10 protein-coding genes are annotated in these 12231 nt (G+C 73.0%); 3 read left to right on the top strand and 7 right to left on the bottom strand.

The annotated features are described in order from the left end of the window. The first annotated feature begins 36 nt into the window (after positions 1 to 36). Positions 37 to 2169 (top strand): transglycosylase domain-containing protein, encoded by a 2133-nt coding sequence (locus tag AC2CHE_RS03925; protein ID WP_484503501.1) that lies wholly within the window; start codon positions 37 to 39, stop codon positions 2167 to 2169. A gap of 3 nt (positions 2170 to 2172) precedes the next feature. Here AC2CHE_RS03925 and AC2CHE_RS03930 read toward each other — a convergent pair whose 3' ends face one another. Next, the gene (locus AC2CHE_RS03930; protein WP_484503502.1) at positions 2173 to 3651 is read right to left on the bottom strand and encodes a cobyrinic acid a,c-diamide synthase CobB; all 1479 of its coding nucleotides are present in this window, start codon (positions 3649 to 3651) and stop codon (positions 2173 to 2175) included. A 283-nt stretch (positions 3652 to 3934) separates the two neighbouring features. On the opposite strand from AC2CHE_RS03930, the gene AC2CHE_RS03935 reads away from it, so the two are divergent. Beyond that, positions 3935 to 4753, top strand: a complete 819-nt coding sequence (locus tag AC2CHE_RS03935; protein WP_484503503.1) for an SURF1 family cytochrome oxidase biogenesis protein — start codon at positions 3935 to 3937, stop codon at positions 4751 to 4753. Between the two features lie 4 nt (positions 4754 to 4757). Here AC2CHE_RS03935 and AC2CHE_RS03940 read toward each other — a convergent pair whose 3' ends face one another. From AC2CHE_RS03940 to AC2CHE_RS03955, 4 genes are all read right to left on the bottom strand, one after another. Next, positions 4758 to 6332 (bottom strand): ATP-dependent DNA ligase, encoded by a 1575-nt coding sequence (locus AC2CHE_RS03940; RefSeq protein WP_484503504.1) that lies wholly within the window; start codon positions 6330 to 6332, stop codon positions 4758 to 4760. 182 nt (positions 6333 to 6514) lie between these two features. Next, entirely contained in the window at positions 6515 to 6721 is a 207-nt protein-coding gene (locus tag AC2CHE_RS03945; protein WP_484503505.1) for a hypothetical protein, read from the bottom strand. A 70-nt stretch (positions 6722 to 6791) separates the two neighbouring features. Beyond that, entirely contained in the window at positions 6792 to 8138 is a 1347-nt protein-coding gene (locus tag AC2CHE_RS03950) for a M20/M25/M40 family metallo-hydrolase (protein WP_484503565.1), read from the bottom strand. Positions 8139 to 8347: 209 nt separating this feature from the next. Next, positions 8348 to 9130, bottom strand: coding sequence for a uridine kinase family protein (locus AC2CHE_RS03955; RefSeq protein ID WP_484503566.1), 783 nt, complete (start codon positions 9128 to 9130; stop codon positions 8348 to 8350). Between AC2CHE_RS03955 and AC2CHE_RS03960 the strand changes: the two genes are divergently transcribed. Then, the gene (locus AC2CHE_RS03960; RefSeq protein WP_484503567.1) at positions 9065 to 9466 is read left to right on the top strand and encodes a rhodanese-like domain-containing protein; all 402 of its coding nucleotides are present in this window, start codon (positions 9065 to 9067) and stop codon (positions 9464 to 9466) included. The two genes, AC2CHE_RS03955 and AC2CHE_RS03960, sit on opposite strands and share 66 nt — an antisense overlap. 57 nt (positions 9467 to 9523) lie before the next feature. On the opposite strand, the gene AC2CHE_RS03965 is transcribed toward AC2CHE_RS03960, so the two are convergent. Continuing rightward, positions 9524 to 11119 (bottom strand): cobyric acid synthase, encoded by a 1596-nt coding sequence (locus AC2CHE_RS03965; protein WP_484503506.1) that lies wholly within the window; start codon positions 11117 to 11119, stop codon positions 9524 to 9526. Continuing rightward, positions 11116 to 12156, bottom strand: coding sequence for a cobalamin biosynthesis protein (locus AC2CHE_RS03970; protein ID WP_484503507.1), 1041 nt, complete (start codon positions 12154 to 12156; stop codon positions 11116 to 11118). The genes AC2CHE_RS03965 and AC2CHE_RS03970 overlap by 4 nt, the downstream gene beginning before the upstream one ends. Between the last annotated feature and the right edge of the window lie 75 nt (positions 12157 to 12231).

The following is a 12231-nucleotide window of genomic DNA, read 5'->3' on the forward strand; positions in this document are numbered from 1 at the left end:
CTCATGCACGAATCGGAAATGTCATAACTTGGCGGTGTGAGTTACCGACCCCTTGCTGCCGCTGGTCGTCTCGTTCCGCTACTCCGTGCCGGGCTGATCGCCGGCATCGTCGTCGCCGCCGCCGCGTACCCGGTCGTCGCGGTGACCGGCATCGGCGCCAAGGCCACCGCGCACGCCGTGGAGAGCAAGACCCGCCTGCTGACCACGGCTCTGCCCGCCGAGACCTCCTACCTGTACGCGCCCGACGGCAAGACCGTGCTGACCATGTTCTTCGAGGAGTACCGGCAATACACCAAGCTGTCGGACATCTCGCCCAGCATGCAGCAGGCCATCGTGGCCGCCGAGGACAACCGCTTCTACCAGCACCACGGCGTCGACCCGAAGGGGGTCGCCCGGGCCTTCGTGGCCAACGCCCGTTCCAGCGGCGTTTCCCAGGGAGCTTCCACGCTCACGATGCAGTACGTCCGGATGGCGCTGCGCGACAGCGCCACCACCCCGAGGGAGGTGCAGGAGGCCACGGCGCAGACCCCGACCCGCAAGATCAAGGAGATGCGGATGGCGGTCGACCTGGAGAAGGAGCTGAGCAAGGAGGATGTCCTGGAGCGGTACCTCAACTCGGCGTACTTCGGGCACCGCGCGTACGGCATCTACGCCGCGAGCGAGATCTTCTTCTCGAAGACCCCAAAAGAGTTGACCGCGGTCGAGGCGGCCACCCTCGCCGGGCTGGTGAAGTCGCCATCCCAGTACGACCCGGCCAGTTCCGACCAGAAGGACGCCACCGCCCGGCGCAACTACGTCCTCGACAACATGGCCCGACTCGGCTACCTCTCGCCGGATTCCGCCCAGGCCGCGAAGAGCGAGCCGATCCGACTCCGGCTGACCTACCCGCCCAACGACTGCGCCGCCGTTCCCGACAAGTGGAACAGCTGGGGCTTCCTCTGCGACTACCTGAAGAACTGGTGGAGCGCTCAGCCGGCGTTCGGCGATAACCGGCTCCAGCGGTTGGACAAGCTGCGCCGGGGCGGGTACCGGATCGTGCTCAGCATGGACCCGAAGATCCAGACGGCGGCGGAGAAGAACGTCGGCACCCGGTCGAACACCGGCAGCCCGTTCGCCAACGGCATCGTGGTCTCCGAACCGGGCACCGGACGGGTCAAGGCGATGGCGGTGAACCGCACGTACTCGCTTGAGGTCGACGAGAATCCGCTCAGCTCCAACCCGGAGGCGGGCCCAGAGGTGCGGGCCAACTATCCGAACACCGTGGCGCCTCTGATGGGCGGCGGTGGCCTGCCCGGCTACCAGGCGGGGTCGACGTTCAAGATGTTCCCCATGCTGGCCGCACTCGACGCCGGCATGCCACTCAGCACCACCTTCAACGCGCCGCACAGCTACCGCTCCGAGGTCTACGACGGCTGGCAGCCCTCCAACGCCAGCGGCGCGATGAGCGGCACCCAGACCATGTGGTCCGGTTTCGGCAAGTCGGTGAACACCTACTTCGTCTGGCTGGAGGAGCAGGTCGGGGCGGAACGGGCCGTCCGGCTCGCCGAGCAACTGGGACTGCGCTGGCGTACCGACGTCGACCGGGAGCACGCCTCCCCGGCGAAGGCCAACAAGTGGGGTGCCTTCACCCTGGGCGTCTCCGACGCCACTCCCCTGGAGATGGCCAACGCCTACGCCGCGGTCGCCGCCGACGGGCGCTACTGCGAGGCGCTGCCGGTCAACGCCATCTACAACCGGGACGGCACCCCGGCCATCTACACCACACCCGGTGGCATCGAACGTGAGGTCGCCAAGCCGCGCTGCCGTCAGGTGGTCAGCGCCGACGCGGCGCGCGCGGCCACCGACGCCGCCCGCTGCCCCACCGGCGACACCCCGGCCAAGGGCAGTTGCGGCGGCTGGTCCACGGCGGACAGCGTGCGCGGCACGGTGGGCCGCCCGGTGGCCGGCAAGACCGGTACCACGGACAGCACGCGATCCGCCTGGTTCGTCGGCTACACGCCGGAGCTGGCGGCGGCCAGCTTCATCTCCGACCCCGACAATCCCTTCAACGCGGTGGGTGACGGCCAGTCGCAGATCCCGATCGCCGCGGTGTCGAACACCCTCCGCGACGCCCTGAAGGGCAAGCCCGTCCGGAACTTCGTCCCACCGTCGAACCGGATCGTCGGTTGACGATCAGGCTGGCGGCCCCCCGGCCGGCCCGGACACCGCACCGGCCGGGTCGCCCGGGGCGACACCCGCCGGGCCGGCCGGGGCACCGCCGCCGACCTCGACCGGAACCGTGGCCGGCTCGGCCGCCGCAGCGGCCACCAACCGGGTCGCGATCTGTGGGTACGCGGCCCAGTGCGGAACGAGCTGGGAGGCGTGCACTCCTCGCCAGATGAACCCCTCCGGCGCGCCACCCGGCCAGTTCCACGCCGGGCGCTGCCCACTCCGGGGAGTGAGGACGGCCCGGTGCTCCTTGTGGCCGGTCACCACCTCGCCCCGGAGGGCGACCGCACTGTCGCCCTGCGCGGTCGCCTCCCGGTAGCCGACCACCAACCCGTCCCGCAGACTGCCGATCGCGTCGAGCACCCCGCACATCGGCAGCCCGTCGAGTTCCCGGGCCAGCCAGAGCAGGCCGGCCCCCTCGGCGACCACGGGACGCCCGGTGCGGGCCAGCTCGGCGACCGCGATGCACAGCCGCCGGTTGGCGGAGAGCTGCTCCGCGTACGACTCGGGCAGCGCCCCGCCGACCACCAGTGCCCGGGTGCCGGCCGGCAGCACCTCGTCGGCGAACGGGTCGAGCGTCATCACCTCCGCCCCGGCGGCCCGCAGCAGCTCGGCCGTCTCGGCATGGCTGAAGCTGCCGCCCGGTCCACCGAGCACCGCCACGACCGGACGCGCGGCACCGGCGGGCAGCGCCGGCGCGGCCTCGTCGGTGCTCTGTGGCGACCACGGCTGCACACCCAGCGCCGGCGCCGAGCGGGCCAGCCCGAGCAGCCGCTCCAGGTCGACGGTGGCGGTCACCGCCTCACCCAGCCGCCGGACCGCCCGGGTGGCCTCGTCCGCGCCTTCGAGGACCGGCATCACGCCGTGCCGACGGGACGGCAGCACCGAGGGCAGGTCCTGGCGGCGCAGCGCGCCGTAGACCGGCACACCGATGTCGTCGAGCGCCTCCCGCAGCAGCGCCTCGTGCCGGGCCGAGGCGACCCGGTTGAGGATCACTCCACCGATCCACAACTGTTCGTCGTACGCCCGGAAGCCGTGCACCAGGGCGGCCACCGACTGGCCCATCGCGGCGACGTCGACCACCAGCACCACCGGGCTGCGCAGCACGGTGGCGACGGCGGCGGTCGACTCGGTCTCGCTCCGGCCGGTCAGGCTGTCGTAGAGACCCATGCTGCCCTGCACCACGGCGAGCTCCGTGCCGGCCGCGCCGTGCAGCAGCAGCGGGGCGATGCGTTCGGCGCCCACCAGCCGCGGATCCAGGGTGCGCCCCGGTCGGCCGCTGGCCAACCCGAGGTACGCCGCATCGACCTGATCGGGTCCGATCTTGAAGCCGGCCACATCGAGGCCCCGGTCGGCGAACGCGGCGAGCAGACCGATCGCCAACGCGTTCTTGCCGTGTCCGGAGGAGGGGGCACTGAGCACCAGACGCGGCACGACGGTCATCATCGACTCCTCGCGAGCGGTCGGCGTGCCGACCGTCGGCGCGCTCCGCCCGCGTGACGATAGCTGAAGCGGACGCCGCACACGCACCCTGCGCCGCCCCGTCCGTGGCAGGTCAGGCAGTCGGTGGCGGACCGCCTCGACGCCGGTACGCTCCGCCACGACGAGGCTGCCTCCACCCGTCTCCGGTCGAAGCCACTGCCTGCGGCAGCCCACGGCGGTGAGCGCACCCGAGTGTCCTGACGGCTCGACACAGTGGCGGCGGTCACACGGGTAATCTCGTGGCGTGTACCGGTTCCTGCTGACGCCGCGCTGGCTGGGTTTTCTCGTGCTGGCCCTGACCGCCGCCACGGTGATGGTGCTGCTCGGCAACTGGCAGTTGGACCGCTACCACGGCCGGACCGCGATCAACGAACGCATCGACGCCGGCCTGCGGACGGCCCCGGCGCCGCTGCGCGAGGCGCTGCCCGCGCCGACCGGAGGCCCCGGCACGGTCGGCGCGCCACCGGCGGCGGAGCGGACCTTCACCCGGGTCACCGTGACCGGCCGGTACGACACCGACAACATTGTCCTGGTGCGGGGCCGTACGGTCGACAGCCGGGTCGGCTTCGAGGTGGTCACCCCGCTGCTGCTGGCCGACGGCACCGCCGTTCTGGTGGACCGGGGCTGGATCCCGCCCGCCCCGGGTGGGGCGGTGGCACAGCCCGACGTGCCACCCGCGCCGGCTGGCGAGGTGACCGTCGAGGGCCGGGTGCACGCGAGCGAGAGCGGCGACGCCAAGGTGTCCCGCCGCGAGGGCCGGCTTGAGAGCCGTCGAGTCGCGGTGCCTCAGCTCGCCGGCGAGCTGCCGTATCCGGTGTACGGCGCGTACCTCCTCCTCGACGAGCAGACGCCGGCCGCCGACCCGGTGTTCCGGGCGGTGCCGTTGGGCCACGCCAACAACTGGCAGAACCTCGGCTACGTCGTCCAGTGGTGGATCTTCGCGGCGATGACCCTGGTCGGCTACGGCTGGATCGCCCGCCGCGAGGCCCGCCGAATCGCCGGGGTGGTCGACGAACGGCCCCGTGACCGGGCCGCCGACTCCGACACGCCGGCCACCGCCTGACCGCTCAGCCGGGCGGCCGGCCGGCGTGGATCGCCCGGACGGCATCGATGGTGTCGGCCTCGGCTGCCGTCTTGTCGTCCCGGTAGCGGACCACCCGGGCGAATCGTAGGGCGACCCCACCGGGATAGCGTGAACTGCTCTGCACGCCGTCGAAGGCGATCTCCACGACCTGCTCGGGTCGGACCCGGACCACCCAGTCCCCGCGCTCCACCGCGAGGCCGAGAAAGCGCTCGGTCTGCCAGCGCAGCAGCTGGTCGGTGAGCCCCTTGAAGGTCTTGCCGAGCATCACGAACCCGCCGGTGCCCGGATCGCGAGCACCGAGGTGGAGGTTCGACAACCACCCGGTGCGTCGGCCGCTGCCCCACTCCACGGCGAGCACGACCAGGTCGAGAGTGTGCCGGGGTTTCACCTTGACCCAGGCGGCGCCACGTCGCCCAGCGTCGTAGGGCGCGTCCGGCGCCTTGACCACCACGCCTTCCTGGCCCGCGTCGAGCGCGGCGGCGAAGGCCGCGCCGGCCCGCTCCGGGCCGTCCACCTCCATCCGCCCGACCAGCAGCGACGCGTCGGCCGTGCCGCGCAGCGCCGCCCACCGCTCCCGGCCCGGCAGATCGATCAGATCCACCCCGTCGAGGTGCAGCAGGTCGAAGAAGTACGGCGTCAGCACGGTCGCGCCGGTGCGTTCGGCGGCGGCGCGTACCGCCGGTGCGACAGGTGCTCCGGCGGAGCCGGACCGGCGGGCGGCGGCGCTGGACGTCTGCTGGAACGGCAGGGGGCGGCCGGTGGCGTCCAGCCCGATGGCCTCCCCGTCGAGGACGATCTCCCGGGCGGGCAGGGTGCGCACGGCGGCGACCACCTCGGGCACCCGGGCGGTGATCTCGTCGAGGCTGCGGGAGAACACGGCGATGTCGGAACCACTGCGGTGCACCTGGATGCGGATGCCGTCGAGCTTCACGTCGACCACCGCGGGCACCCCGGTGGCGCCGAGCGCCTCGTCGACAGTGGACGCGCTCTGCGCCAGCATCGGTGCCAGGGGCCGGCCCACCCGCAGGCCGAACTCGGCCAGCGCGCTCGCCCCGCCACCGAGGGCGGCCACCGCCACCGCTCGCAGGTCGCCAGCGAGCAGCAGCGCCCTGCGTACCACGGAGGCGGAGACCCCGGCGGCTCGGGCGATCGCGTCGGCGAGCAGCCCGGCCTGGGCGCCGTGCCGCAGCTCGCCGAGGAACAGGCCGGTCAGCAGACGCTGCTCGTCGGCGGTGGCGGCCGCGTACAGCGCCTGCACCAGGGCCCGACGGCGAGCCTGCGAGCCCGGGCCGTGCACGGCGGCGACCTCGTCGATCGCCGCGTCGACCGCCGACACCGTCAGCGTCGGCTCGGCCGCCGGCGCAGGCAGCTCACGCAGGCTGGCCCAGCCGACGCCGGTCTGCCGCTGACGCAGCTCACCGGCGAGCCAGCCGGAGCCCGCCGCCACCTCGGGCGGGTCGAGCCGCCGCAGGGCATCGGCGAGCAGCTCCACCTTGGCCCGACGACCGCTGGTCGCGCCGACGGCCGCGGAGGTGGCAGCCAGGTCCAGGAAGCGCACGACCCCATCGTGCCAGCCACCACCGACAACCGGCGCGACCTGCGTGCGGACCCGACGACCGGCGCGAGTTTGCGGTCCCGGCAGCCGTGCCGCCCGCCCGCCGGGCCGCAGACGCCGCCGACGACGACGACGTCGCCGACGACGCCGCCGACGCCGCAGACGCCGCCGACGGCGGCGCGACATCAGGCCGGAACCGGCTCCTCGACGCGCAGCCCGCGGGCACGGACACCGTCGGCGACGCGCGACAGCGACGCATCCAGGGCGACCAGGGCGGCGGACAGCTCGCCGAGCTGTTCCTTCAGCGTGTCGTCGGGCCACGCGGAGACGTCGACGTCCCCCAGAGCGATGACGGCGGCCTCCAGGCGGGCCAGAACCTCATTCGTACGCATGTTCGAGAGGCTACAACAGCCCCGCGCCCGACACACCGGAAACGGCCACTGTCGGTACGAAGTTACGGGTTCACCCGCGACCCGCCTCAGCCACGCTGGCCAGCAGCAGCGCCTCGGCGAGGCAGACCCGGGCGAACTCGCCCAGGTGAAGGCTCTCGTTGGGCCCGTGGGCCCGGGCGTGCGGGTCCTCCACCCCGGTCACCAGGATCGCCGCCTGCGGGAACAGCTCCTGGAAGGTGGCGATGAACGGAATGGAGCCGCCGACGCCGATCTCCACCGGGTCGGTGCCGTCCCAGGCGGTACGGAAGGCAGATCGCGCCGCGTCGAACATCGGGCCGCTGGCGTCGATGACGCAGGGGGCGCCGTCGTGCTCGAAGCTCACCTCGACCTGCGCGCCCCATGGTGCGTGCTGCTCCAGGTGGGCGCGAAGCGCCGCGTACGCCCGCTTGGGTTCGTCGCCCGGGGCAAGCCGTACGCTGATCTTGGCCTTGGCCGCCGGAACCAGCGCGTTCGGCGCCTCGCCGGTGGCCGGAGCGTCGATGCCGAGCACAGCGATCGCCGGCTTGGTCCACAGCCGGTCGGTGATCCGGCCGGTGCCGAACAGCCGCACGCCCTCGGCCAGCCCGGCCTCGGCGCGGAAGCGGTCCTCGGGGTAGTCGACGCGGGCCGCCTCCCGGCCGACCAGGTCGGCCACCGCCACGTTTCCGGCGTCGTCGTGCAGCGTGGCGAGCAGCCGGACCAGGGTGGTGAGCGCGTCCGGGACGGCGCCGCCGAACATGCCGCTGTGCACGGCGTGGTCCAGCGTGCGTACCTCGACGAAGCAGTTGACGATGCCGCGCAACGAGGTGGTAAGCGCCGGTACGCCGACATCCCAGTTGGTCGAGTCGGCGATCACGATGATGTCGGCGGTGAGCTTGTCCCGGTGCTCGGCGAGCAGCCGCTCCAGGGAGTCGGAGCCGTACTCCTCCTCACCCTCGACGAACACGACCACGCCTACCGGCAGCCGGTCGCCGTACGCGCGCAGCGCCGCGACGTGCGCCATGATGCCGGCCTTGTCGTCGGCGGCACCCCGCCCGTACAACCGCCCGTCGCGCTCCACCGGCTCGAACGGGTCGGACTCCCACAACATGGGGTCACCGATCGGCTGCACGTCGTGGTGGGCGTAGAGCATCACCGTCGGCGCACCGGGTGGTGCCGCCCTCCGGCCGATCACCGCCGGCTGACCACCGGCCCGCGCCACCTCCACGTCGAGGCCGCAGCCGCGCAGCAACTCGGCCACCGCCTCGGCGGAACGCTCGACATGCGCGTGGTCGAAGCCTTCGAAGGCGATGCCGGGAATGCGGACGAGACGCTCCAGGTCGGCCCGTACGCCGGGCAGCTCCCGCGCGACGGCCTCCCGCAGGTCGGCCTCGGTCATGATCGGTGTGGTCATGACCGGCATCGTATGCCGGCCCTACCGAACGGCACGGCACGCGTGGCTAGTCGGACCACCGCCGCAGCCCGAACCGACCGGCCGGGGCGCGACGGCGCGGGACACGGCACGGCGACGTGGCACGACGCCACCGCCGTCGCGGTCGGCCGCTCGCAGTACGGCCGCTCGCAGCACGGGCGGTCTGCTCAGTGTGATCAGCCGCGTCGGCAGTAGTAGCGCTCGGCGTCGTGCGGTAGGGCGGGCGCTCCGTCGACGATCAGGTCGGCGCGGGCCTCGGTGCGGTCGGCGGCGAAGTGGGCGCGTTCGGTGACGTGCCAGCGTCGCAACTCCGGCAGGATGGTCGGGCCGTCCCGGGCCACCGCCCGGTTCAGCCGCAGTGGCTGCGGGGCGGTGACGAAGACCGACAGGGTCAGATCCGCCACGGCGGTCGTCCGGGCCGCGCTGACCCCCTCCACGATCAGCGCCGGCGACACCGGGACCGGCACCGGCGTGGGCAGGAACCGTCGCCGCACCCAGCTGTACCGCCGGTAGGCACCGGGCCGCCCGGCGCGAACCGGCGTCAGCACCTGCTCCTCCAACCGCTCCCAGAAGGTCAACTGGTCGTCCCACCCGTCCAGCAGGTCGTCGGTGTGCACCACCGGTGGCCGGGCCGCATCGGGCGTCTCACCGGCCAGGGCGTCGGCGAGGCGCGCGGCGAAGACCGTCTTGCCGGCGCCACTGGGCCCGTCGATTGCCACCAGCCGGGTACGCCCCAGCCGGGCCGGCCCCGCCAGCACCCGTCGAGCCAGTTCGGCGTACGCCTCGAAGACCGCCACCACGGACACCGACGTTACCGATCGGGTTGTCCGGGGCCACTTCGGTTCGCGCACCCGCGCACCGGACGGCATGCTCGTGGCGTGTCCCATTCCGTGATGAGTCCCGGTGTCGAGGCGTTGCTGGAACAGGCCCGCGCGGGCATGACCCGGTTGACCCCGCAGGAGACGGTGCAGGCCGCGAGCCGGGGTGCGCTTCTGATCGACACGCGCACCGACGCGCAGCGACGGGAACAGGGCGACCTGCCCGGCGTCATCGTGATCGACCGGACGGTGCTGGAGTGGCGACTCGACCCGGCCAGCGATTGGCGGATACCCGAAGCCACTGGGTACGACCTGGAGATCGTCGTGATGTGCCGACAGGGGTACAGCTCCAGCCTCGCCGCCGCGAGCCTGCGCGCCCTGGGCCTGCATCGGGCGACCGACATGATCGGCGGGGTGGAGGCGTGGGAGTCGGCCGGCCTGCCCTTCTCCGACCAGCCCGCCGACGTCCGCAACTGATTCAGTCGGCCATCAGGCGCCTGCGCCGCGATGAGGTCCGGCGATAAATATTGATCATCATGAGGTAGCGCCACAGTGGAACGTTCCGCCGACGTCCGCCGGCCGAGCACCCTGACTTCCGGGTGCCCCGGGTGGGACGAACGGCAGGTCGGTCGGGGGACCGTCTTCGATGAGCCGCCACAGGGCATCCGTGTCGAGGTGCTCCTCGACAAGATCGCCGAGCAGGTCGAGACTGCGTTCCCGGGCAGCGGCGAAGGAGGTGTCCGGCGCCACCCGGAAGCCGGTACGTCCCGCGAGTCGGGCCGCCCGGGCGAGAAACCAGCGGCGGAACTCGTCGGACTCGAACGTGCCGTGCCAGTGGGTGCCGTGCACGATGCCGTGCATGGCACCCTCGCCAGCGCCACCGGTGTACCGCAGCAGTGGGGTCAGCTGCGGGTCGGCGGTCGAGACGTAGCCGTGGTGGATCTCGTAGCCGTGGACTGGGCGGTCACCCTCGGCGCTGCCCACCGCCGGCCGGACGGTCTTGCGATGATCGAAGGTGATCTCGATGGGAAGCAGGCCGAGGCCCGGCACGGTGCCCTGCCGGCTCTCCACCGGGTCGTGGATGGCGCGGGCCAGCATCTGATAGCCGCCGCAGATGCCGAGCACCGGACGGCCCGCCGCCACGTGCGCGATGACGGCGTCGGCGAGACCCGTCTCACGAAGCCAGGCCAGGTCGGCCACTGTCGACTTCGAGCCGGGTAGCACCACCAGGTCGGCGGCGGCCAGCTCGGCCGGTTCGACGGTCAGCCGCACCCGCACCCCCGGCTCGGTCGCCAGCGCCTCGACGTCTGTGGCGTTGCTGATCCGGGGCAGCCGCAGCACGGCCACGTCGAGCCATTCGCTGCCGCGCGGGGCGGCCGGGCGACCGAGCACCCGGCCGTAGGCGAGCGAGTCCTCCGCGTCGAGCCACAGGTCCAGCGCCCAGGGCAGCACCCCGTACGTCGGGCGACCGGTGAGCTGGCGCAGCATCGCCAGCCCGGGAGCGAGCAGGCCGAGGTCACCCCGAAACTTGTTGACCACGAAGCCGGCGAGCAGGGCCTGGTCGGCGGGGTCGAGCAGGGCGAGGGTGCCGAACATGGCGGCGAACACGCCACCCCGGTCGATGTCACCGATGACGATGGTGGGCAGCCGCGCGTGCCGGGCCAACCCCATGTTCACGTAGTCGCCGTCGCGCAGGTTGATCTCCGCCGGGCTGCCGGCGCCCTCGCAGATCACCACGTCGTACTCCGACCGCAGCTCGGCCAGGGCCGCGTAGGCGGTCTCGGCGAGCCGGGGACGCAGGGTCCGGAAGCTGCCGGCGGTGACCGTGTCGACGGCCTGGCCGAGCAGCACCACCTGACTGGCCAGGTCGCTGCCGGGCTTGAGCAGCACCGGGTTGAATCTCAGGTCCGGCGCGAGCCCGCAGGCCGCCGCCTGCATCGCCTGGGCCCGGCCGATCTCGCCACCCCGGCCGTCCGGCCCCAGCACCACCGCGGAGTTGTTCGACATGTTCTGCGCCTTGAAGGGCGCGACCTTCACACCTCGCCGGTGCAGCCACCGGCAGATGCCGGCGGTGAGGACACTCTTGCCGGCGTCCGAGGTCGTCCCGGCCACCAGCAGCCCACCCGTCACTTGCCGCTCCGCAGCCGCAGCGGTCGAGGCGACCGCAGAGGTCGGACCGTCCGGAGCGGTCGAAGTTTCCGGCGGGAAGCGACGCCGATCAGCCGGCCGACGGTCAACGGATATGCCACGGCGAGACCGAGCGCCGCCAGCCCGACGGCCCGGGAGATCCGAGCGGCCCGGGCCAGGTGCCGAGCTTCGGGACGTGGCCCGTCACCGAGAAACGGACGCACCTCCGTACGGCCGAAGTACACGTTGCGTCCGCCCAGGCGTACGCCCAACGCCCCGGCCATCGCCGCCTCGCACTGCCCGGCGTTGGGACTGGGATGGTCCTCGCGGTCCCGCCGCCAGACCCGCCAGGCACGTTCCCGGTCTCCCCTGCCGGCCGGCGCCAGCGCCACGGTCAGCAGCCCGGTCAGCCGCGCGGGCACCAGGTTGAGCAGGTCGTCCAGCCGGGCGGCGGGCGTACCGAAGCGGGCGTAGCGGACATTACGGTGGCCCACCATCGCGTCGAGGGTGTTCGCCGCGCGGTAGCCGAGCAGGCCGGGCAGCCCGGCGACCGCGCCCCAGACCAGTGGGGCGACGACCGCGTCGGAGGTGTTCTCCGCCACCGATTCCACCGTCGCACGTGCGAGTTCGGGCTCGTCGAGGGCCGTCGGATCCCGCCCACAGAGATGCCCGAGCCGCTGTCGCGCGACGGGCAGGTCACCACCGCGCAGTGACCGGCCCATCGCCTTCGCCTCGTGGCGCAGGCTACGCCCACCCAGCACCGCCCAGGTGCCGGCGGCGACCAGCACCGCCCGAGCCACCGGCCGATGTCGGGTGCCGACGGTGGCGGCCACACCCATCACCACCGGCGCGCCGACGCAGAGCGCGGCGAAGACTCCACCGGCCAGCCGGTCGGGGCGGTAGAGGCGACGTTCCAGGGCGGCGGCGGCCCGGCCGAACCCGGCCACCGGGTGGCCACGACGCGGGTCGCCGAACAGCGCGTCCAGCGCGTAGCCCGCGACAAGTCCCGTCGCGTTCGCCACCGCCCCCGCGTGTCGCACGGCATGTCACCCCCCGGGCGGTCAGCCTAGCCGAGTTGAGTACCTGGATCGGCCCGCCCGTAGCCGCCCCGAATA

The organism is Micromonospora sp. ATLC16, from assembly GCF_057196645.1.

What these genes read in the sequence shown, in the direction of transcription:
- AC2CHE_RS03945 (WP_484503505.1), bottom strand. Translation starts at nt 6,721, where the DNA reads ATGCGTACGAATGAGGTTCTGGCCCGCCTGGAGGCCGCCGTCATCGCT.
- AC2CHE_RS03930 (WP_484503502.1), bottom strand. Translation starts at nt 3,651, where the DNA reads ATGACCGTCGTGCCGCGTCTGGTGCTCAGTGCCCCCTCCTCCGGACAC.
- AC2CHE_RS03960 (WP_484503567.1), top strand. Translation starts at nt 9,065, where the DNA reads ATGAGTCCCGGTGTCGAGGCGTTGCTGGAACAGGCCCGCGCGGGCATG.
- AC2CHE_RS03950 (WP_484503565.1), bottom strand. Translation starts at nt 8,138, where the DNA reads ATGACCGAGGCCGACCTGCGGGAGGCCGTCGCGCGGGAGCTGCCCGGC.